The organism is Capnocytophaga sp. oral taxon 336 str. F0502 (genome assembly GCF_000411575.1).
GTDB lineage: Bacteria > Bacteroidota > Bacteroidia > Flavobacteriales > Flavobacteriaceae > Capnocytophaga > Capnocytophaga ochracea.
The window spans coordinates 472,815-495,597 of the sequence record NZ_KE150488.1 but is presented as its reverse complement, the minus strand read 5'-3'; the positions used below and the strand labels follow the sequence as shown (position 1 = coordinate 495,597).

Here is a 22,783-nt window from a genome sequence, read left to right as displayed (position 1 = left end):
TATCTTTTAATCTGTTTTTTTATATTTATTTTCTATATGATTGATTTTGAATAGCTCTCACTATTCAACCGATTTTCATATTCCCCTAATACTTTTAGCTCTTCTGTCATAATATCCAAAAGTTGCATCGCTTGCTGGTATCGGGCATAACTATCAAACACCACATCTACAAAGAATGCGTATTTCCAAGGAGTCTCTATTACAGGCAACGACTGTATTTTAGTCATATTCATATCGTAATCGCGTAACACGTTCAGCACCGTTGCCAAGCTACCGCTCTTGTCATACACCTGGAATTTAAGCGTCGCCTTATTGATATCTCTTTTGGGTAGGTGTGCATCAGTAGTTCTGAGTACCACAAAGCGGGTAGCATTACGCTTAATGGTTTGTATGCTTTCCGCAATAATAGGCAAGCCGTAGAGCTCAGAAGCCGATGCCGAAGCAATAGCCGCCACCCCTTTGAGTTGTTGCAAGTGTATCTGTCGTGCTGCCTCAGCTGTATCAGGAGATTCCACCAGTCGTATATCAGGATAATCGTGAAAGAAATCCTTACACTGCAACAGTGCCATATAGTGCGAATGCACCTCAGTAATATCCTCCAAGCGTTGCCCTTCTAGCGCCATCAAGTGGTGCTGTATGTTCATATACTGCTCCCCTGTAATATGCAGGTTATGGCGGTCTATAAGCGCATAATTAGGTAATATTGCTCCTGCAATGCTATTCTCAATAGCCATCACGCCCCAGTCAGCATCGCCTTTCAACAGTGCTTTCACTACCGCATCAAAAGTACGACATTCCAGCACCTCTATGTCTTTGCCAAAGTAACTCTCAGCCGTCTGATAGTGAAACGAACCTTTGATACCCTGTATTGCTATTTTTTCACTCATTTACATATTAAAAATCACCCCTTGCGCTTCTTTCTATGGCAATATCGCTCCTACTGCTATATCACAGCGGTGTCCCGGTTGCCCGTGAGGCGGATTAGGCTTCCCCGAAAAGCCCGGTTCAGTAGTCCCCGTGTGCTGTTGTGCCATTTTGGGGTCGATAACTATTTGTTGCTCTACCGTTTTAGGCGTAGCTGGTGCTTGCTGTTTCACAGGCTTACTGTTCAGCGGAGCGCCCACCGGTATATCACAACGGTGCCCTGGTTGCCCGTGAGGCGGATTCAGTTTCTGTCCCTTCGTCGCCACCCCTTGCTGTGTCTGAGGTTGTGCCACCTGCACCTGTTGCACTTGTGGCATACCTCCCGAAACTACGGGCTTAGCATCGGCACTGCTCACAGGCTGTGCTTGTGTTTGCGTTTGGGCTATCACATTGCCGTCGTTGGGTAGCGGAGCCCCCACGGCTATATCACAACGGTGTCCTGGCTCTCCGTGAGGCGGATTGAGCTTTACTCCTTGCTGTGTAGTTGGTAGCGATACGTTGTTAGAAAAATTCGCCCCACCCGCACCAAACGGATTTTTTTCGTTGCTCTTATCGCGTGCTTCCTCAGCTTTTTGAGTGTTAGCAAGAGCATCTTCGGCAACAGCTATTTCCTGTTGCCTGTTATTACAAGCCATTAAGGCAAACATTGTGGTAGTGAGTATAGTAAATCTTACATTCATAAATGGGTAAATTTTCGGCAAAGATAGAAAATAATTATCAATTAGCAATTTACCCATAAATATTTTCTCACCCCCAGCACTGTAAGTTCTTACATTCGTTATATATCCTACACAATCCCTATTTACATAGTTCTTTTTTCTACGAAAACGCTTCCTCACAGATATCCTCTCGTCATTCGTCCCTCGTCATTTCTTCCCTTTTTCGTCACCACATTCCTCTTTTGAAGATAGCCAGCAATAGCTAGGTATGTGCCCCGCGAGAGCGAAGTATGTGTAAGGGAGGAGGTTTCTTTCGCTTCCCCGTCACTACATTCCCCCTTTGAAGGGGGCTAGGGGGATGTTTCATTATTTTTTTCGTCCCTAATTCTCTCTCTTTGAAGGTAGCCAGCAATAGCTGGGTATGTGCCCCGCGAGAGCGGAATATGTGTAAGGAAGGAGGTTTGTCTCCTTTTCCAGCTTGTCCCCCTTCGGGGGTTCGGGGGCTCACCGAATAAATGACTCGCCACATTCCCCCTCATTGAGGGGGGTAGGGGGAGGTTTCTTTTGATTTTCCGTCATACTCCCTCCTAGCGCCTATTGCCTAAGGCCTAGTGCCTCTTCCTCTTTCTTTCGCCTCGAAACCCTCTTTTTGCCATTTTTACACTCGTTGTATTATACTATGATTCAACTACTTATACACCCTCCCTATACCAATCGTCCAAGATTCGTATAAGCTTCCTATAAGCTCTCTATAAGCTAACCCCACCCTCCTTACACCCTTTTTTCATCAAAATCTCTCCCTTTCTTCTTTCGTGCCTTTCCGTTTCCTTTCGATAGCTCAGGTATATCACTTTTAGGGGTACACACTTTGCCAAAGTTTGAAACTTTGGCAAAGTTAATTATCAGTATTTCTGGCATTTCTGGCATTTTTGGCATTATCAGTATTTCTGGCATTATTGACATTTTTAGTATTATTGGCATCATTATTTTTGTTTTATAAATAATAATTCACTACCTTTGTACCGAATTTTAATCACATACGTTATGAAAACACGTACAAAAATCTTAATTGTAATAGTTATAGCTCTTTTAGTTGCTCTCTTAGCACAAGACATCGACAGTCTATTAAACTCTTTTTATGAGGGGTATGAAACAGGTAAACAACGCTGATGATTTTTATAATGCCTGTATGTGATGACCCTCCCAACATTTCCCTTAATTCGCATTTTAATAATAAGCATATGAAAAAATCAAAACCAAACCGAATTATAGGTGCTTTCCTAATACTAATGGCAATCGCCTATCTGTACAACAACTGGATTTCCGCCAAACAAGGGTTCCTTGAAGGATTGTTCGGACAATAGTTATTAACATTAATACTCGTTTGTAATATGAAAACAAAAGAATCAGAAACAGTATCCATACCCAAAATGATATTCTTAGCCATTCTACTATGGTGGTTCTTATATGGCGTATTTTATACCTTAGGAGAATTTGTAGGGAATATCCAGAAAGACTTATGATTTTTTACCTCAGTCCGTCGCCTTATTCTCAGTGACAAAAGACTAACCCTTGTAGCTGTTATCTTGTCTATATTTTTTATTTATAGATTAGGAAAAGCTACAGGCGAATTTTTGTATTATATCTCTCATTAAATCCTTATATTATGTGGTTAGCTATTGTATTTTTATGTATCTTTTTAGCCAGTGCTTATCGCGAGAAAAATAAAGAAAGGCGCTTGTTACTTTCTATTATTTGGGCGATAGCAATACTCCTTACCATAGGCTTTCAAATAGGAAGAGACCGCGCAAAAGCCGATATAGCTACAGAAGAATCTATGATTTCAAAAACTAAATAATAAGAATGCTCGTATAGCTCGCTCCTCCGAGTCCCTTCGTCAGCGTGAGCTACAAGCTCACGCTCCATTTCTTCATTCTCTCATTTCCTCATTCTCTCATTTCCTAATTTCCTAATTTTCTCATTCTCTAATTCTCTAATTTGCCACATACTCAGCTGTCATAAATTTTATCTTTTATCTTCCAAAAACTTTTTTTGCTTTTTATTTGCTTTTATCTTTTTTTGTTTATATCTTTGTCCTCTAAAACAATCGTAAGTTTTAGAATGTTAAACGAAACTATTATATTATGAATGAATTAACAGAAAAAGACCGCCAATTGCTCATTAAAAAAGGGATCTCCGAAGAAATACTCGATGCCCAAATAGCGCAATTCAAACAAGGAATTCCTCCTATACAACTGTATAAAGCCGCTGTGATAGACGATGGTATTATTCCGCTCAGCAAAGAAGAAGCCGCCAAGTACGCTGCTATTTACCAAAAACGAAAGCGCGGTAACACTATCCTCAAATTCGTTCCTGCCTCTGGTGCGGCTACCCGTATGTTTAAAGCTCTTTTCGCTTTCCGAGACGATTTCGAACCCGATCGTGAGTCATTTATAGCTTATGTCAATAGAACAGGTAACAAAGAAGTTAAAACCTTCTTCGAAGGTCTCGAACGCTTTGCCTTTTATCCTATCTTAAAAGCTGCTATTGATAAAAATCACCCCGACTTTTCCTCACTAAACGAAGATATCCAAAAACACATCATCGTCAATACGCTTCTCAATGAAGAAGGGTTGGGCTATGGCAATATGCCTAAGGGATTACTACCTTTCCATAAGCATTCCGAGAAAATCGCCACTCCTTTTGAAGAGCACTTCCGCGAAGCAGTACTTTATGCCTCCGATGAAGAAGAAGCACACCTACACTTCACCATCACCGAGCAGCATACCGAAGCTTTTTATAAGGAACTCAACCATATCAAACCTATACTCGAAGAACGATATAACATTACTTTCGACGTAACTTTCTCTTACCAAAAACCAAGTACTGATACAATTTCGGTAACCGAAGATAATGAGTTTTTCCGCGACGAAGAAGGTAATTTAGTCTTTCGCCCTGCGGGGCACGGAGCGCTACTCAGCAACCTCAACGATATCGATGCCGACATCATCTTCATCAAGAATATAGATAATGTGGTAGTGAAAAAGTATACCGATGAGACCGTGTTTTACAAAGAAGCGCTCGCCGGAAAACTATGTGAAGTACAAGACGAAGTGTTTAAAATCCTACATCGTATAGATAATGATAAGATTAAGAAGAAAGAGATTAAGCATATCCTCGATTTCCTCAAAGAAATTAATATCTCTGTTCCCGATTATCTCTATAAATTCCGCCGTCAATATGCTATGGAGTTTATCAAAGAGCAACTGAATCGCCCTATACGCGTATGCGGAATGGTGAAGAACGAAGGAGAACCCGGTGGAGGTCCTTTCTGGGTGAAAGATGGTGAAGGTTATAGTTTACAAATCATCGAATCTGCACAGGTGAATATGGCAGATGCCAAGCAAAAGGAAATTTTCCAGCAATCTACTCACTTTAACCCCGTAGATTTGGTTTGTGGCACGAAGAACTACAAAGGCGAGAAATTCGATTTACAACAGTACGTAGATCCTAACCAAGCCTTTATAACCTCCAAAACCTTTATGGGCAGACCGCTAAAAGCATTGGAACTCCCCGGTTTGTGGAACGGCTCAATGGCTCACTGGATTACCCTATTCGTAGAAGTACCTATCATCACCTTCAACCCCGTAAAAGTAGTAAACGATTTATTGAAGAAAACTCACCAAGGATAATTCTTTATTAACAATTGATATTATTAAGAAAGCGTTGGCAAAGGTCGTGCTACGACCTTTGCCAACGCTTCTTATGCAATACCTTTTATCTTTTATTCACATACCCAGCTGTGAACCCTCACTGGTTTTATCTTTTACTCACATACCCAGCTGTGAACCCTCACAGGCTTTACCTTTTATCTTTTACCTTTTACCTAACTATACACTCCCCCGTTGATATTAATCACTTCTCCGGTGATATACGAAGCTTTTTTAGATACCAAAAACGATACGAGGTCAGCTACTTCTTCGGCTTCCCCAAAACGACCTACCGGTATAAGTTTCACGAGATCTTCTTCGTTGAGCGAAGAGGTCATATCAGTGCGTATAAACCCAGGAGCAATGGCATTCACGGTGATGTGTCTTTTGGCTACTTCTTGCGCCAAGGCTTTGGTAGCCGCAATAATCGCTCCTTTGGCAGCCGAATAGTTGGTTTGCCCTGCGGTTCCCTTCACTCCCGATACCGACGAGATGTTGATAATACGTCCATAACGATGGCGTAGCATCTTTTGGATAAAGAAATTAGTAACATTGTAGAAGCCGTCGAGAGTAGTGGAAATCACCTTGCTCCAATCCTCTTGGGGCATCCACATAAAGAGTCCATCGCGGTTAATACCTGCGTTGTTCACAATCACCTCTACTACGGCATCTTTATTGTCGTGTTGCCATTTGGTAAGGGCTTCGGTAGTACTTTGGTGGTCAGATACGTCAAAGCGTATAATCTCTCCTTCACGCCCTAATTTCTTGATGTGATTGAGGGTTTCAAGTGCAGCTACCTCATTGCTTTGGTAAGCAATGAGTAAATGATAATCGGTGTCTTGTGCAAGCTTTTCGCATATAGCGCGCCCTATACCTCGCGAACCTCCTGTAATAATAGCATACTTTCTCATTTGTTTTTTTATTTAGTTTTACTTCTTTTTTTGTTTTCTATCATTAGTCCGATAAGTCAGATTGTTCTATTTCTTCAACCACGATGTAGTTTCCTTCAAGTAAGTATAAAACACCAAATCTTCCTTAAAGAACGGAATAATCTCTCTTATTTGTTTGTACCATCTTTGCGTAGTGCTCGAAAGCTCGTCATAACAGCCCAAGATATCGATAGCCTGCGCAATGGTGATAGCCTCAATAGCAAGCACCTGAAAAGCGTTCTCTATCACCTTGCGGGTGAGCGTTGCGGCATTGGTACCCATACTCACAATGTCCTGATTGTCGTTGTTGTTCGGGATACTATGCACATACATCGAGGTAGAAAGGGTTTGGTTTTCGGCAGTGGTAGAAGTAGCGGTAAACTGTACCCCTTGCATACCGAAGTTAAAGCCCAACTTACCCGCATTCACAAACGGCGGTAAAAGCTCGTTGATTTTAGGGTTCAATAGGTAGTTGAGTTGTCGCTCAGCAAGCATTGTCATACGGGTAACTACCAGTTTAAGCTTGTCCATTTCAAGGGATATATAATCGCCGTGGAAGTTACCCCCGTGATATACCTGCTGGGTAGGCACATCTACTATTGGGTTGTCGTTAGCCGAGTTCAGTTCCTCTTCTACGATGCGCTCAGTATGCGCAATGGTGTCGTATACAGCCCCGAGTATCTGTGGCACACAGCGTAAGGAGTAGTATTCTTGTACCTTTTCTTTAAATACAGTTTCGTTGTGCTGCCCTTTGTAAAGATGTTCTGCACGTTTGCGGGTGCGCTTGCTGTCGTGCAAGAAGTCGCGCATCATTCGGGCGATTTCTTTTTGCCCAGTATGTTGTTTGGCGTTGTTTAATTCAGATGAAAAATGGTCGTCATAAGTCTGTACTAGCTCGTTGATAGCCGTTGTGAACTTCACTGTCCAATCCAATAGCTTTTGTGCGTAATATACATTCACCCCTGCCAAGCCCGTCATTACCGACGTGCCGTTCATCAGCGAAAGTCCTTCGCGCAAATGTATTTGTAACGGTTTGAGCCCCACTTCGGCAAATACTTCCGCCGTAGGTCTGCGCACGCCTTTGTAGAACACTTCTCCTTCGCCTATGAGCACTAAGGCGAGATGGGCTAACTGCACAAGGTCGCCACTAGCTCCCACGCCTCCGTGTTTGAAGATAAGCGGGGTAATGCGGTAGTTCAATAGGTCGCGCATCAGTTCAATTGCCTCTATATGCACCCCCGATTTGCCTAACGACAAGCTCGTAAGTCTACACAATATAGCTGCACGCACGGTTTCTTCATCAAACACCTCCCCTAAGCCCGAACTATGACTGCGGATAAGGTTGTATTGCAACTGCAATTGGTCTTCTTTTTCAATGCGATATTGCGCCATCGGTCCAAAGCCCGTATTCACGCCATAAATGATTTTGTTCTCTGCAAAGTCTTTTAAGAAAGCGTAACTCTCTTCAATGAGGGCTTTAGCTTCTTTGCTAATAGCCACTTCTTTCTTATCAAAAACGATATCTTTAAAATCGCTGTAAGTACGTAATGTTTTCATTGTTTTTAGTTATTAATATAAATCAAGTTTTGTGTTAAGTCGTAGGAGCAAAGTCAGCGAGCTGGCACAGCTGAGTATGTGAGGCAATTCGCCCTATTAAGGCAATCACTCCATTAGGAATCTGGCGACAAAGATAATAACTAATTTGTAAATTAGCAAAATTTAGTACTTAGTTTTTAGTTATCAGTGATGTCCTGAGCCTCTCCGAGATTTTCTGAGAACTCCGATTAACTACACACCCTCATTTTCTAATTCTCTAATTTTCCAACTGCTCGTGTAGCTCTCACCTCGTCGTACTACGACCCTTAGTAAATTTGATACACTGATAATCAGTCGCTTTTTTCAGTATATTGTAGGGAGCGATTTGCAAATCGCCCTCTAAAAACAAGCCTATTGAGTCGTAATCTATTTTTGTTTGACTATAATATCTATTCAATATATACAATACTGATTTACAATTGTATTTGTATTATAATCCGTGAAATCCAGCAACGAAGTTGCCAATCCGTGCGCATCACATTTGTCAATTGTCAATTGAAAGACTATCCGTGCAATCCGTGTAATCTGTGTGTAGTTTGCGAGCTGGCATAGCAGAATATGTGTCTAAAGGCAACTTGTTGCCTATTTGTTTGATTTGTAAAGAATTGTAAGAGTCCTGTAGCGTAAGCTACACTTTTCTTACATCGGACTCACGTTAGTTATTTTATGTCCGACAAATCTAACCAGTTGCCAATGATATTAGCAGATAGTAGCACTATAAACTCAATTAATCTTCGATTATAATTTGATTAATCATCATTGTAGAGCCACTGTAGAGCCACTGTAGACCCACTCATCGTTTACCCTACCTTTATCTTACCCCTGCTCTACCTCCTGACAAACCTTGTCTTTCATCCTAATAGTTATCACTACTTTTTACTCACACCTAAATTATTTATTTTTTTAATCGATTTTTCTTTTATTCTCTCATTTCCTCATTTTCTAATTTTCTAATTTTCTAATTTTCTAATTTCCCTCATATCTTTTACCTATCCAATGCACATTATTTAATTTTTTTTTCGTACCTTTGTCGCTCACTATTGTGCGATAGATATGAAGCACTTCATCATCTTACTTATCATTCTTTTGGGGCATTTCCCCACCACAACAGCCCAAAATCAGGACTTGCCCTTTGTCCCACCTATCTATAACTACTCTCAAACTCAATACAAGGCAGGCTTGCAAAATTGGCAAATAAGCCAATGCAAAACGGGCGTCCTCTACGTGGCTAATAACCAAGGGCTACTTACTTTCGACGGACAGGTATGGCAACTCCACTACCTGCCCCAGAAAAAAATAGCCCGTTCTGTTCTTGCCGATAATAACGATTCCAAACTGCGCGTCTATGTAGGCTCTTTCGAAGAGTTTGGCTACTTCCAGCGCAATGCTCAAAACCAATTGGTCTACACTTCTTTAAAAGACCAACTCAAAGATTACCGCTTTCACAACGATGAAGTCTGGCGCATATTCAAGCATCAAGATAAAATTTACTTCCAAACTTTCTCCTCCTATTTTGTGTTCGACGGCAACCAAGTACGCGCCTTCAACCCTAAACCCGCCCCTTTTGCAATGTTCTCCGACGGCAATACCCTCTATATGCAAGGCGTAAATGCGGACTTTTATACCATCGACTCTCAACATCGCCTCCACCAAAAACTCTCTACTAACAGCTTAGGAGGATTGGTAATCGCTACTATCCCCTATCAAAAAGAACTCCTTCTGGTAACCGACAAGAACGGCTTGTTCTTTTTCAACCCTCAAACCGACCAGTTGCGCAAGTTCACTACCGATATCGACGCTCTATTACCCTCCATTAGGCTGAACCGTGCGCTCATTACCGATGAAGGTAACCTCATCTTAGGAAGCCTTTCCGAAGGTTTGTATGCTATCAATGTCAGTACAGGTAAACTCCTGTGGCATATCCAGAAGAAAAACGGACTGAACAATAACACCGTACTCGGGCTTTATGAAGATATCCAGCACAACCTCTGGGTAGCCTTAGACAACGGTATTGCTATGATTGAAATCCCTAGCAAACTCCGCTTCTTAAATTTAAATGGCGATGTAGAGCTCATCAGCGATATGGCTGAGCAAGGCAACTCTTATTACTTAGCCTCTAATAAAGGGGTCTTTTCCCTTACTAACGGGAAACTCAACAAACTGCCCAACTTCTCAAGCCAAGTGTGGTTCGTAAAGCAGTTCGACCACCAGTTATTTGTAGGACATAACAAAGGAGTCTCCGAACTCGTAGGTGACCAATTACGTCCCCTCAGCAATGTAGGCGTCGGAGGTATGGATTTAAAGAAGGGAATGATTCACGGTCAGGAGGTACTCGTCGGCTCTTCGTATTCTGTACTTACTATTTACAAGAGAGACAAAGCTGGCAGGTGGGAACCCTCACATATCGTCGATGGCTTCTTCGACCTTACTTATCGCATCGAAATAGACCCTATGGGCAACATCTGGACAAATCACATCTATAAAGGCGTCTGCAAACTTTCACTTACCGAAGACCTAAAAAAGGTGAAGCACAAAGTAGTGTTCAGTAAACCTAAAACCAAAGAAGCCCTTCGCCTCCTCAAAATACGTGGAAAAGTAGTCTTTGCCGACGGCTCTCAATTCTACTACTACAACGAAGATAAAGAAGAAATTGTACCTTATACTATCCTCAATGAACAACTCCCTCAGCTCACTAAAACCCGCAATATAGTACCCGTAAACGATAATCGGTTCTGGTTTATCACTGCCACCGATTACTTTTTAGTTTCCTTTGCCGATGGTCAATACAAAATAACCGAAAAGATTGCTTTCGATGAGCTCCAACACCCCACCACCGAAGACCGCGCCTCTGTATTCGTTTCCTCCGATGGTGCTTCTTTCTTTTGTTTAGACGGTAGTATCGCCCGTTATACCGATAACACCCCTCAAACCACCTACCCCTATAATCTCAGCCTAAAAAGCCTCCGCTCCTACGACCGCAATACCAACCAATATCTTTTGGAAGAAATTACCGCCAATCCTTCTTTCCCTTACGCCAAAAACAATTTGGTGTTCCAATTTCAGTATCCCAATTTTAGTAAAGAACATTACCAACTGTGGTACGTCTTAGAAGGGTATGACAAGCGGTGGACGCAAGCCGACTCCGATTTTAGCATCAGCTATCAAAATCTCCCCCCTGGTAAATACAGGCTTAAGGTAAAAGTGCTCAACGAACTAAACAAAGAGCTCTCCCTCTATTCTCTCCCGTTTGAAATCACCACCCCTTGGTATAAAAGCCTTTGGGCTTATATATTGTATTTCGTCAGCTTCATCGGGGTAAGTATTGTAGCAACAGCTATCTACTTCCGTTATAAAATGAAGAAAAAAGAGCGTTCCTTCTTGCGTGAAAGAATACGTCGCCAACGCCTGCTCGAGTCACGCGAACAGGAAGTAACTAAACTCCAAAACCAAATGCTCGCCAACCAGTTAGAGTACAAGAGTAAGGCTCTTGCCGAAGCCACTATGCTAAACATCAGGCGCGACGAGTTCCTTACCAATCTCATAGTAGAGCTCGAACAACTAATGGACAATCAGAAAGTAAGTAAAGCCAAAAGTCATCTTATTTTGCAACATATCCGAGAGAATATCTCAGAAGAAGACCAATGGACAGTATTCCAAGAAAACTTCGATATGATTCACAAGAACTTCTTCAAGAATCTCAAAGAGCGTTTCCCTTCACTCACCACCACCGATTTGCGTATTTGCGTACTGATAAGGCTTAATTACACAACCAAAGAAATCGCCACTATGCAAGGTGTATCCATTCGTGGGGTTGAAACCGCCCGTTACCGTATCCGCAAAAAACTCAACCTTTCCGAAACCGATAACCTGTACGACTTTTTTGTAAAATTCCAGTAAAAAACACCTTTCCACACCTCTCCTTTATCTTTCCCGTCACTAATTCCCCTTTTGAAGCGAGCCAGCAAGAGATTTTCATTACATTCCGTTCGTCATTCCTCATTCATCACTCGTCATTACACCCCCTCTCCTTGGGAGAGGGACGGGGTGAGGATTCTTTTTCTTTCGTCTCGAAACCCTCTTTTCACCATTTTTGGCATTGTTGTATTATACTATTAATCAATTTTTTACACACCCTTCCTATACCAATCGTCCAAGATTCGTATAAGCTTCCTATAAGCTCTCTATAAGCTAACCCCACCCTCCTCACAGCCTTTTTTCATCAAAATCTCACTCAACTCTCTTCCGAACTTTTCCACTTCCTTTCGATAACTCAGAGGTATCACTTTTAGGGGTATACACTTTGCTAAAATTCTTACCCGTGTGGCTCACCCCTTTGGCAAGTTTAATCTCCTATGGTGCAAGCTTGTAACTCGCACTCAATTTGCTAATTTCCTTATTCTCTCATTTCCTCATTTCCTCATTTGCTAATTTGCTAATTTACTAATTTACTAATTAATCTGGCATTATTTTTGAAGTTACACACCAAAACAAAAACTCATAAACTAATTAATTAAAAACTAATCACTAATGAAAATCCTTTTTTTTACTTTAATGACAACGGTCTTCACAATGGGGTGTGCTAACGGCAATAGCCAAAGAACACCCTCACTTACCACTAACGACGAAAATTCAACTAATCAACAAGCAGAAATGAAAAAAACAAACAAATCAAAATCTACTGACATCTATTTTGCAGGAGGTTGCTTCTGGGGCACCGAACACTTCTTTAAACAAATTCGCGGAGTACTCGCCACCGAAGTAGGCTATGCCAATGGCAAACTCTCCAAAGCCCCCAGTTACGAACAAGTAAGTACAGGCAATACAGGTTTTGCCGAAACCGTAAAAGTAACCTACAACCCTCAACTCATCGACCTCAACCAACTGCTCGACCTCTATTTCAAAATCATCGACCCCACTTCTCTCAACAAACAAGGCAACGACCGTGGCACCCAATACCGCACAGGCATCTATTACGTAAACGAAACCGAAAAACCGCTTATCGACAAAGCTATTGCGACACTTGCCACACAATACAGTAAACCCATAGTAGTAGAAGTGCTCCCTTTAAAGAACTTTTATAAAGCCGAAGAATATCATCAGGCGTATTTAGATAAGAATCCGCAAGGCTATTGCCATATTTCACCAGCCTTGTTTGAAATAGCCCGCAAAGCCAATCCAGTCAAACAGAAAGGCTTTAAAAAACCTTCTCAAGCCGACCTTCGTAAGCAACTCACCCCCGAGCAATACGCCGTTACCCAAGAAAGCGCTACCGAGCGCCCATTTGCCAATGCCTATTACAATGAGTTCCGAGAAGGTATTTATGTGGATATTACCACCGGCGAACCCCTCTTTATCTCTACCGATAAGTTCGAATCAGGCTGTGGCTGGCCAAGTTTCTCTAAACCTATTGATAAAAAACTTATAGAAGAAAAAACCGATAAATCTCATAATATGACTCGTACCGAAGTGCGCAGTAAGTTAGGCAACGCACACCTCGGTCACGTTTTTAACGATGGACCTAAGGATAAAGGAGGCTTGCGCTATTGTATCAACAGTGCCTCATTGCGCTTTATCCCCAAAGACGATATGGAAAAAGAAGGTTATGGCAAATATATACCCCTCTTAGAGAAAAAAACTAAAAAATAGAAAATTAATACTCTCATTCTAAGAAAGGGGAAGACTACTATTTTAGGTCTTCCCCTTTTTACTTATCATACACTTAGCCAAAGTTTTTGCCTGTGCGACTCGCACCTTTGGCAAAGTTGAAGCCTTATAACCATTTCACAAGGCACAGTGTTGATTTTATTCTGATTTTTGTTTAATTTCTATAACGCAAGCTATACTTCCTCTTATCTTTAATTTCGCCTCTTCGCCCTACAAACAATTCTTTAAATTTGCTTTTCTCATTTTAAAGTTCTACCTTTGCAAAACTTTTAACTATTAACTCTTAACTCATAATATGAATCAAGAGTTGAAAAATAATAATTATTGATTAACAGCACGTTGTTGCTTTTACGTCGCGTTTCCCCCTTTGAAGGGGGCAGGGGGATGTTTATAATCAGTAAGTTTATCCAACCCTTGATTCGCTTTCATAACTAAAAAGATGATTATTCAAAAAAAAGACGTATTAGAAGCGCTCCGCAAGATTACCACTCCTGGTGAAGGAAAAAATATGGTAGATAGTGGTGCTGTACAAAATATAGTAGTTTTTGGTGATGAAGTGGTAGTAGATGTAGTGATAAACAACCCCAGTCTGCAAGCCAAAAAACGCACCGAAGTAGAGGTGATGAAAGCCATTCACGGCGAAGTAAACGAGAAAGCCAAAGTAGTGGTAAATGTAAAAGTAATCGCCCCCGAAGTTACTGAAATCAAAGGGAAACCTATTCCAGGTATTCAGAATATCATAGCCGTTGCCTCAGGCAAAGGAGGCGTAGGAAAGAGTACTGTTACAGCCAACTTAGCAGTAGCACTTGCCAAAATGGGCTTCAAAGTAGGTGTGCTCGATGCCGATGTATATGGTCCCTCTATCCCTATGATGTTCGATGTAGCCACCGAGCGTCCGCGTTCAGTAACCATTGAGGATAAATCGTTTATTCAGCCCATCGAAAACTACGGGGTAAAAATACTCTCAATTGGGTTCTTTACCAATGCCAATCAAGCAGTGATATGGAGAGGTCCTATGGCAGCCAAAGCCCTTAACCAGCTCATTTTCGAGGCTTATTGGGGCGAATTAGATTTTCTCCTCATCGACCTTCCCCCAGGTACAGGCGACATTCACCTAAGCATTATGCAAGCCTTACCTATCACAGGGGCAGTAGTAGTGAGCACTCCACAGCCCGTCGCTCTTGCCGATGCTCGTCGTGCGGTAGCAATGTTCGGACAAGAAAATATCAATGTGCCTGTGTTGGGTATCGTAGAAAATATGGCTTACTTTACCCCTGAGGAATTGCCAAACAACAAGTATTATATCTTTGGTAAAGAAGGAGCTAAACACTTGGCAGGAGAACTAAAAGTGCCTTTCTTAGGCGAAATACCCTTAGTACAAGCCGTTCGTGAGGCAGGCGATACAGGGCAACCCATAGCGTTGCAAGAAGGCAGTCCGCAAGTAAAAGCCTTCCACTCCTTAGCGCAAGAAGTGGTGAAGAATGTAGTCGCTCGCAACGAAACCCTACCACCCTCTGAGGCTATCAAAATTACCAATATGGCAGGGTGCAGTAGTAAGTAATAAGAAACCAAAAGAGTTATACTTACCCTTTTACCTTTTATCTTTTAACTCTTAACACCTAATATCAATGAACCCAGAAGAACTTAAACAAGAAGTAATAAAAGCTTTAGATAAAATACGTCCCTATTTGCAAAACGATGGGGGAGATATTTCTTTAGTGGATATCGAAGATGGCAAAATCGTAAAAGTGCGATTAGAAGGTACTTGCACTAACTGTTCAGTAAACCAACTCACACTTAAAAGCGGAGTGGAAATGACTATCAAAGAGTTTGTACCTCAAATAGAAAAGGTAATCAGCGTGGAATAACTAATCAGTATAATGGCAACGAATAAAGAATCGAGAAAAGAATATTGGAAACGCAAGTGGCTCAGTAAATACCGCTTGGTAGTAATGGACGACAGTACTTATGAGGAGAAAACCTCCTTCCGTTTGAGTCGTCTTAATATCTTTGTGTTTGGTTCCTTGTTTGCCTTTGTGCTCATTACACTCACCACCGTGCTGATTATCTATTCACCTTTGCGTCAGTATATCTTAGGGTATACTGCCGTAGAAAACAAACGCGAGACTTTAAACTTGCTCTTTAGGGTAGATTCCTTAGAAGGTAAAATACAAAGTAATGATGAGTATCTCGCTTCACTGAAAAAGGTACTTGTAGGTAATATCAAACCTCAACAAGACAAAGATACTACCAGCTTTAACATCTCTGACCCTAAATACAACCCTAAGGCTTACAGGACAACTCCTACCAAAAAAGATTCTATTCTTCGTAAAGAAGTAGAAGAGGAAGAGACTCAACCTCAACCTCAAGACAGTTTATAATACAAAAAAACAATGACAAAACTAAGTGTAAACATCAATAAGATTGCCACCTTGCGCAATGCACGTGGAGGCAATATCCCCGATTTGTTACAAGTAGCCAAAGATGTACAACAGTTTGGTGCCGAAGGTATCACTATTCACCCTCGCCCCGATGAACGCCATATCCGCTACCAAGATGCCTTCGATTTGCTAAAAGTAGTAACCACCGAGTACAATATTGAGGGCAACCCTATCCCTAAGTTTATAGATTTAGTGTTACAAGTAAAACCTACCCAAGTAACTCTTGTTCCTGATGCCGAAGATGCTATTACCTCTAATGCGGGTTGGGATACTGTTAAACACAAAAGTTTCTTAACCGAAGTAGTTACCGAATTTAAGCGCAACGGCATTCGCACCTCTCTTTTTGTAGACCCAATGGAAGCAATGGTAACGGCTGCCGCTACCACAGGAGCTGACCGTGTGGAGCTTTATACTGAGAGGTATGCGCGTGAGTATGCTCGCGGCGATAGAACCCAGATAGCCCCTTATATAAAAGCAGCCTTAGAAGCACAAAAAGTAGGATTAGGACTCAATGCAGGACACGATTTGAATCTCGACAATGTGAAGTACTTCAAAGATAATATTCCTAATTTATCGGAAGTATCCATAGGGCACGCACTTATTTGTGAAGCACTCTATTTAGGTTTAGAAAATGTAATACAACTCTACCTAAATAAATTGGCAGATTAGTAAATAACGAAAGGTTCATTAGCTAAAAAAGCAGAGAATTTTACACAAAAACTCTTTAATAATTATTCTGAATGTCAAAGTATTGAAAAAAAGTAGTGAAAAAACTTAGAAAATAATCACTAAATATTTTGCAAGTTTCGAAAATAGTATTACTTTTGCACCCGTAATGAAAGAAGGTACCTTAGCTCAGTTGGTAGAGCAAAGGACTGAAAATCCTTGTGTCCCTGGTTCGATTCCTGGAGGTACCACGAGATCTTCTTCATAGAGGAAATTTTTCATATTTTTAAGGATTAGGAATTGCAAAAGCCTCAGCGTAATGCTGAGGCTTTTGTTTTTTATTTTATACTTTCATATTTAAAATATTCTGTATCCTACTGAAAGGCTAAACACTTGGTTTGAGGTACTCTCAGAACGGTTAGGGAGCACATCGCTGAAACCAATACCGTACTGAATGCCTGCTGTAAATCGTTTGATTTCTACGCCTGTGGCTAAGTTTAATCCTGCATCAAAAGGGCGTAAATCATCAGAAGAACGATTACCTATGCTGAGGGAATGGCGATTGGTTACTTTATAGTCCTTTAACTTATCTTTCTTGTAGTAAGCCCATTCTTCACGGCTATTGCCCCACAAAGCAGCTGCTACATAAGGACCTGCTTTCCAAACGAGTTTTACATTCCTGAGTTTAAGTTTATAGCCTACATAAAAAGGCATCTCTAAATAACCATAAGTGTAATGCAACTCACTGATTTGTTTTTCTTTACCTTCTTTATATTTATACTCATAGGCTTGCCCTTTGGTGTTGAGTATTAAACCTGTTTCAAGAGCGAGTCCGGTAGGGAAGTTCAAACTGAACAACGCCCCTGTATGAAAACCTGGGGTAAAAGTTCTATCACTATTAGAAGAATCGGCATAATAAAGTCCTGCTATATTGCCTCCTATTTTCACTTCTAAACCTGGCTTTACTTGTGCCTGTAACATCGCTATACTGCTGAATAACATTACAGCTAAAAATAGTTTTGTTCTTTTCATTCTATATTGATTTTTGTTATTTAAAGTACAAAGATACAAAATATTTTGTAAATGAACAAACTTGCGAATATATTAATTATTATTACCTTTGCCTCCCAAACTAAAAGCTGAACTCTAATACTTAACAACTGATGAAACAGATAGACGGTTTTTCTAAACTTACCAAAGCCCAAAAGATTGCCTGGCTTTGCGATACTTATTTCCCTAATATAGAGAATGCTGCATCTTTTTTTGAAAAGTACCACAATGCTGATACTGACCTTCAAAAACTGCACGACGAGTTTATTGAAAATACAGTCTCTAACTACTATCTGCCCTTTGCGGTAGCGCCTAACTTCCTCATCAACGGGCGCACTTATACTGTACCTATGGCTATTGAAGAGAGTTCGGTGGTGGCAGCTGCTAGCAGGGCAGCTAAATTCTGGCAAAGCCGTGGTGGTTTTCATACCGAAGTGCTTTCTACCGAAAAAACAGGACACGTACATTTCTTCTTCTACGGTGAAAAAACTAATTTAGAAAACTTCTTCAACCACATACAACCCTTGATGCTCGCTAAAGCACAACCCATTACTGCTAATATGGAAAAACGCGGGGGCGGTATTACTTCTCTTACCTTAGTGGACAAAACCGAAGCTTTGGCGCACTATTATCAGCTTTCGGCTACTTTTGAAACCTTAGACGCGATGGGTGCGAACTTCATCAATTCGTGCTTAGAATCCTTTGCACAGACGTTTAGAGAAGAAGCGGAACGGGACGCCTCTATCGGTAATAAGTATGAAATCGTAATGTCGATACTCTCGAACTATGTGCCTAACTGTTTGGTGCGCGCAAAAGTGCAATGCCCTATTGAGGAGTTGGAGATTGCCCACTTAAAAGGTGCTGAAGCTGCAAAGAAATTTGTGCAAGCACTTGCTATTGCCAATGCTGATGTGTACCGTGCTACCACTCACAACAAAGGTATAATGAACGGTATTGACTCGGTTATTTTGGCTACGGGTAATGATTTTCGTGCCATAGAAGCTGGTGCGCACGCTTATGCTGCTCGTAGCGGGCAGTACAAGAGTTTATCGGCTGCGTGGATAGAGGGCGATACTTTCTTCTTTGCCCTTGAACTCCCTTTGGCTTTGGGCACCGTAGGCGGACTTACTACATTGCACCCTTTGGTAAAAACGGCTCTTGAAATCCTTGAAAAGCCTAACGCTCGCGAGTTAATGCAAATAGTGGCTTGTGTGGGGTTAGCACAGAACTTTTCGGCTGTAAGTTCGCTGATTAGTCTGGGAATCCAGAAGGGGCATATGAAAATGCACTTGAACAACATTTTTAACCAATTAGGAGCTACCGAAGAGGAGAAGCGCATACTTTCTTCTTATTTTAAAGATAAAACCGTAACATATAACGAAGTAGCCGAAGCTCTCAAGAAAATTAGGAAATGAGGTGCGAGCCGCACGGGCAAATCTTTGGTAAAGTGTAGCGACGCAAAATTTGCAAACCAATTCTGATGGACTTTAGATAAACTTCAAACGAAACTACAGTGGGTTTTCAGTGGCTCTACAGTGGGTCTACAGTGGCTCTACAGTGGGTCTACGATGATGATTAATTAAATTATAATTGAACATTAATCGAACTTATAGAACTACTATCTTCTAATATCTCTCGTTCTACTGGTTAGACTTATCGGACATAAAATAACTAACGTGAGTTCGATATAAGAAAAGTGTAGCTTACACTACAGGAATCTTACAAATCTTTACAAATCAAACAAATAAATAGCAAGCGACCTAAAAGTCTCGGACTGATTACACGGACAGTCTTTCAATTGACAATTGACAATTGATAATTGACAAATGTGATGCGCACGGATTGGCAACTGCATTGCTGGATTTTCACGAAGCAGTAACAGAAGGACGATTGTAAATTAATGTTGTATATATCGAACTGACGTTAAAAATAGTATCAAGGCTACGCCTTGTGAAATAACAATGAGGAATAACGAGGAAGAATTACAGGAAGAAAATGAGGAAAAATAGAGGAAAAAGGGCTGAAAAGTGAGGAAAAAATGGAAATTATATAAAAGAGTAATTTTTTAGTATGTTTTGGGTACTACGTCAAAAGTACTACAAGATTTAGTAAATAATTAGAGAACAATAGGTTACAAATGCAATTTTAGGGAGTTTTTAAGTGATTTTTAGTAAAGCAAGACCCCTTGCAAGCTCTTATTTTACGTGGATAAATAATTTTTCTTAACAATTGTTAAAAAACTACGTCATTAGTACGTCATTGAGGTAAAACGCGTTAAATTAATCTTAAAAAGTTTGGCAAGTACTTGACAACCCCCTTAACTTTGCAATGTTCAATTTTTACTAAAAAACGAAAAGAAATATGAGAAAAAACATCTTTGCATTAGTAGCTTTTACAGCACTTACTTTAGTAGGATGCAAATCAGAAGCCGATGACGGTGTAGGCGAGAAACCGCGTTCTAGCACCGAGACCAACTTTTTCTTCCGCAATGGTGCTACACACACTATCCATATGCAAGAAAAAGAAATACGCACGGTTACTATTGACGGTGCGACTGATAACTTCACTTATGAAGCCCCTACGGGTTATTTGAGTGTAAGCAAGAGTACAGACCCCTCTCCTTCTCTTGTTATTGAAGCTGAAGACGGCAGTACAGGCAGTCACGATATTCGTATCACCGATAAAACTGCTGATGGGGTAGGCATTACTGCTACCCTTACTGTAATAGTGGGCGAACGTGACAGAGGTTGGAAAGGAAACACCTTTACTATTGAGAATATTGACGGTGACAAAACTACCAAAGACGCTAAGGACTATGTAGACATAGAGGTTCCCGAAGGCTTTACTTACGATGCCTCTACTTTAAAACCAGATGGTGCCGGCGAAAGGGTAACCATTAAGCAAACAGGTACTTTATTAAAAGTAACGGCTAAAAACCATTACGATGAGACAACCCCTATTACCTTTAGATTGACAAAAGCCAATGCGGAAGACCGTGTGGTAACTATTAAACGCGTAACTAAATTTTGGAGTACCAACAATAATGGTACCGTTTTAGCAGGACTTTCTAGCAATGTATACGTTACCCAGCGCAGTTTTGATATGTTGCAAAACCCACCAAAAGTACCTTACACAGTAAAAACGGTTACATATGGTTATTATGATCCCAACGTTTCTCCAAATGGATTCGAACTTTACCGCAACCCTATTATTACAAAGATAGACCTTAACAATGTAGAAGATATTGGTTCATTTGCTTTTTATAATTCTCAAAACTTAGTAACTGTTGTGGCGGATAAAGTAAAATATATAGATAATGGAGCATTTGCCGGAACGAAAATCAAACGTATCAATTTGCCTGAAATAGAGAGGATTAGTGGTAACAGTTCTTATTATTCCTTCCCTACAACCTTACAGTCTATTACAATGGGAACTAAAGTAAAAAGTCTTGACAGTTACCTTTTCCTTAAAGAGTTAAGAGAAGTGCGTATAGCCTCCACTACACCAGGAGCTATTTCAATGAGTTCTCAGGTAATGCAAGAGGGTAACAATACAACATTGTATGTGCCAAGTGCTTATGTGAATGACTGGAAACTTAAATTCCCTTGGGTAGAACAAACGTTTAAAGGGGGAATAAAAGGAATGTAAGAAAAGCGCGTGTAACGACAAACTAATTTCTAAAACAAAACGAGAATGAACAGAATAAAAATACTTATGGTTGCTACCTTAGCAACCCTTAGCACAGGTGTGTTATCAGCACAAGATAACTACCGCCCTTGGCTCGTAGGAGCGGGCGTGAGCACCGTAGACTTTAAAGTACCTGAAAGAAGTGTAATAAAAGACTGGTTCGGGTATCCTGATATGAATGTGGGCTTCCGCGTGAATGCTGCTCGATATATCAAAAAAGGTATTACTGCCGAAGCAGGTTTTGCTTATGCAAGTATTAAGAAAGACCAAAATTACTTCCCCGATGTAGAGGAAACGAAACTCACCAATGCGAAGAGTTATTGGGCTTTTGATGTACGTGGTCGTTATCACCTAAACCGCTTATGGAACGGATTGCCTTGGCTTGACCCATATCCACAAGTGGGTGTAGGCGTTGCCTCAGTAGATAACGAGAGCAAGTTTAAGTTTATCGCTGGTGCAGGAGTGAACTTCTGGTTTACTGATGTAGTAGGTGCCAATGTGAACACTGCCTACAACGTAGGAGGTGGAACCGGTCACGACTACTACCAATGGGGTGCTGGTGTAGTGCTTAAATTGCCTCTTACTGCCCGTGAGAATCCTATTGTAGACCACGTAGAACGCACCAAGGTAAAAGAACCTAAGGTAAAGAAAGAGCGCAAACGCGTATCGGCTAACAAAGCGATTACTCGTGTGGAAACGGCAGAAGAACGCGAAGCTCGTACCCAACGCGTGGTGAAACAGATAAACCTTTATGCTAAGACTATCTTGTTCGACACTGATAAATCGGTAGTGAAACCACAGGCTGAGTTTATCTTGGATAACATTGCTATCATTATGAACGAGAACCCTGATTTTAACTTTGTAGTAGAAGGTCATACTGATAACACCGGGACTCCTGAGCACAACCTCAAACTCTCACAAGACCGTGCTGATGCTATCAAACAATACCTTTCACGCCACGGTGTAAGCAAAAAACGCCTCGACGCCAAAGGTTATGGACAAACACGACCTATTGAGAGCAATGAGACTGAACGTGGAAAGGAAATTAACCGTAGGGTGGAAATAAACGTAGTGAAAGATAATCAGTAGTAATGGCAGTCTCCCACAGAAATAGGCGATAGAACTTCATCACAATGATAAACAAAAACTGTTTTTAGCCTCTGTGGGAGTTTTTAAGAACATCATTTTAAGACCAAAAATAAGAAGGTTTTTTTCATAAGGTGATATTTTTCTTCACCGCAACTATTTAAATTATACAGTAATGAAGGCTTCCTGATGAGATATCGGGAAGCCTTATTTAGTCGTAGGTGCGAGCCGCACGGGCAGAAAATTAGAGAATTAGGAAATGAGGTGCGAGCCGCACAGGCAGAAAATTAGAGAATTAGGAAATTAGGGGATAGAGGAGGAAACACGATGCAAAAGCGACAATTTTATATTAATCACTAATCGTTAACCAC

At 41.0% G+C, this 22,783-nt stretch carries 20 protein-coding genes, 1 tRNA gene and 1 pseudogene; 15 read left to right on the top strand and 7 right to left on the bottom strand.

The window, feature by feature from the left end:
- Positions 1-32: 32 nt before the first annotated feature.
- The 4 genes and pseudogenes from HMPREF1528_RS02215 to HMPREF1528_RS02200 all read right to left on the bottom strand — a co-directional run bounded on the left by HMPREF1528_RS02215 (position 33) and on the right by HMPREF1528_RS02200 (position 2,537).
- Positions 33-887: a prephenate dehydratase gene (locus HMPREF1528_RS02215; protein ID WP_016478463.1), complete on the bottom strand. Its 855-nt coding sequence runs from the start codon at positions 885-887 to the stop codon at positions 33-35.
- 33 nt (positions 888-920) lie between these two features.
- Complete coding sequence (locus tag HMPREF1528_RS02210) at positions 921-1,604, bottom strand: hypothetical protein (RefSeq protein ID WP_016478462.1); 684 nt, start codon at positions 1,602-1,604, stop codon at positions 921-923.
- 373 nt (positions 1,605-1,977) lie between these two features.
- Positions 1,978-2,112: pseudogene (locus tag HMPREF1528_RS12855) on the bottom strand (phosphinothricin acetyltransferase); the annotation flags it as partial.
- A gap of 242 nt (positions 2,113-2,354) precedes the next feature.
- Positions 2,355-2,537 (bottom strand): hypothetical protein, encoded by a 183-nt coding sequence (locus HMPREF1528_RS02200; RefSeq protein WP_016478460.1) that lies wholly within the window; start codon positions 2,535-2,537, stop codon positions 2,355-2,357.
- Between the two features lie 90 nt (positions 2,538-2,627).
- Between HMPREF1528_RS02200 and HMPREF1528_RS13050 the strand changes: the two genes are divergently transcribed.
- The 5 genes from HMPREF1528_RS13050 to HMPREF1528_RS02185 all read left to right on the top strand — a co-directional run bounded on the left by HMPREF1528_RS13050 (position 2,628) and on the right by HMPREF1528_RS02185 (position 5,275).
- Positions 2,628-2,753: a hypothetical protein gene (locus HMPREF1528_RS13050; RefSeq protein ID WP_015782257.1), complete on the top strand. Its 126-nt coding sequence runs from the start codon at positions 2,628-2,630 to the stop codon at positions 2,751-2,753.
- A 71-nt stretch (positions 2,754-2,824) separates the two neighbouring features.
- Positions 2,825-2,947 (top strand): hypothetical protein, encoded by a 123-nt coding sequence (locus tag HMPREF1528_RS13045; RefSeq protein ID WP_255348471.1) that lies wholly within the window; start codon positions 2,825-2,827, stop codon positions 2,945-2,947.
- Positions 2,948-2,974: 27 nt separating this feature from the next.
- Positions 2,975-3,106: a hypothetical protein gene (locus HMPREF1528_RS12085; protein ID WP_016478458.1), complete on the top strand. Its 132-nt coding sequence runs from the start codon at positions 2,975-2,977 to the stop codon at positions 3,104-3,106.
- 143 nt (positions 3,107-3,249) lie between these two features.
- The gene (locus HMPREF1528_RS02190; RefSeq protein WP_016478457.1) at positions 3,250-3,441 is read left to right on the top strand and encodes a hypothetical protein; all 192 of its coding nucleotides are present in this window, start codon (positions 3,250-3,252) and stop codon (positions 3,439-3,441) included.
- A 286-nt stretch (positions 3,442-3,727) separates the two neighbouring features.
- Complete coding sequence (locus tag HMPREF1528_RS02185) at positions 3,728-5,275, top strand: DUF4301 family protein (RefSeq protein ID WP_009751511.1); 1,548 nt, start codon at positions 3,728-3,730, stop codon at positions 5,273-5,275.
- Between the two features lie 194 nt (positions 5,276-5,469).
- Here the strand turns inward: HMPREF1528_RS02185 and fabG are convergent, their stop codons facing one another.
- Both fabG and hutH read right to left on the bottom strand, forming a co-directional pair.
- Positions 5,470-6,204 carry a 3-oxoacyl-ACP reductase FabG gene (gene fabG, locus HMPREF1528_RS02180; RefSeq protein ID WP_002674825.1) on the bottom strand — a complete coding sequence of 245 codons (735 nt, stop codon included), beginning with the start codon at positions 6,202-6,204 and terminating at the stop codon, positions 5,470-5,472.
- Positions 6,205-6,270: 66 nt separating this feature from the next.
- The gene (gene hutH, locus HMPREF1528_RS02175; RefSeq protein ID WP_016478456.1) at positions 6,271-7,779 is read right to left on the bottom strand and encodes a histidine ammonia-lyase; all 1,509 of its coding nucleotides are present in this window, start codon (positions 7,777-7,779) and stop codon (positions 6,271-6,273) included.
- A 1,092-nt stretch (positions 7,780-8,871) separates the two neighbouring features.
- Between hutH and HMPREF1528_RS02170 the strand changes: the two genes are divergently transcribed.
- The 7 genes from HMPREF1528_RS02170 (at position 8,872) to HMPREF1528_RS02140 (ending at position 16,840) form a co-directional block, all read left to right on the top strand.
- The gene (locus HMPREF1528_RS02170) at positions 8,872-11,715 is read left to right on the top strand and encodes a triple tyrosine motif-containing protein (protein ID WP_016478455.1); all 2,844 of its coding nucleotides are present in this window, start codon (positions 8,872-8,874) and stop codon (positions 11,713-11,715) included.
- A 630-nt stretch (positions 11,716-12,345) separates the two neighbouring features.
- Complete coding sequence (msrB, locus tag HMPREF1528_RS02165) at positions 12,346-13,464, top strand: peptide-methionine (R)-S-oxide reductase MsrB (protein WP_016478454.1); 1,119 nt, start codon at positions 12,346-12,348, stop codon at positions 13,462-13,464.
- A 457-nt stretch (positions 13,465-13,921) separates the two neighbouring features.
- Entirely contained in the window at positions 13,922-15,043 is a 1,122-nt protein-coding gene (locus HMPREF1528_RS02160) for an Mrp/NBP35 family ATP-binding protein (protein WP_016478453.1), read from the top strand.
- Between the two features lie 67 nt (positions 15,044-15,110).
- Entirely contained in the window at positions 15,111-15,350 is a 240-nt protein-coding gene (locus HMPREF1528_RS02155) for a NifU family protein (protein ID WP_009421579.1), read from the top strand.
- 12 nt (positions 15,351-15,362) lie between these two features.
- Positions 15,363-15,863 carry a hypothetical protein gene (locus HMPREF1528_RS02150; RefSeq protein WP_009417051.1) on the top strand — a complete coding sequence of 167 codons (501 nt, stop codon included), beginning with the start codon at positions 15,363-15,365 and terminating at the stop codon, positions 15,861-15,863.
- Between the two features lie 12 nt (positions 15,864-15,875).
- Positions 15,876-16,592: a pyridoxine 5'-phosphate synthase gene (locus HMPREF1528_RS02145; RefSeq protein WP_016478452.1), complete on the top strand. Its 717-nt coding sequence runs from the start codon at positions 15,876-15,878 to the stop codon at positions 16,590-16,592.
- A 175-nt stretch (positions 16,593-16,767) separates the two neighbouring features.
- Positions 16,768-16,840 (top strand) — tRNA-Phe (locus HMPREF1528_RS02140).
- Positions 16,841-16,946: 106 nt separating this feature from the next.
- On the opposite strand, the gene HMPREF1528_RS02135 is transcribed toward HMPREF1528_RS02140, so the two are convergent.
- Complete coding sequence (locus tag HMPREF1528_RS02135) at positions 16,947-17,621, bottom strand: porin family protein (RefSeq protein ID WP_016478451.1); 675 nt, start codon at positions 17,619-17,621, stop codon at positions 16,947-16,949.
- 131 nt (positions 17,622-17,752) lie between these two features.
- Between HMPREF1528_RS02135 and HMPREF1528_RS02130 the strand changes: the two genes are divergently transcribed.
- The 3 genes from HMPREF1528_RS02130 to HMPREF1528_RS02120 all read left to right on the top strand — a co-directional run bounded on the left by HMPREF1528_RS02130 (position 17,753) and on the right by HMPREF1528_RS02120 (position 22,415).
- Positions 17,753-19,054: a hydroxymethylglutaryl-CoA reductase, degradative gene (locus HMPREF1528_RS02130; RefSeq protein WP_016478450.1), complete on the top strand. Its 1,302-nt coding sequence runs from the start codon at positions 17,753-17,755 to the stop codon at positions 19,052-19,054.
- A 946-nt stretch (positions 19,055-20,000) separates the two neighbouring features.
- Positions 20,001-21,287: a leucine-rich repeat domain-containing protein gene (locus HMPREF1528_RS02125; RefSeq protein ID WP_016478449.1), complete on the top strand. Its 1,287-nt coding sequence runs from the start codon at positions 20,001-20,003 to the stop codon at positions 21,285-21,287.
- Positions 21,288-21,332: 45 nt separating this feature from the next.
- The gene (locus tag HMPREF1528_RS02120; RefSeq protein WP_016478448.1) at positions 21,333-22,415 is read left to right on the top strand and encodes an OmpA family protein; all 1,083 of its coding nucleotides are present in this window, start codon (positions 21,333-21,335) and stop codon (positions 22,413-22,415) included.
- The last annotated feature ends 368 nt before the right edge of the window (positions 22,416-22,783 follow it).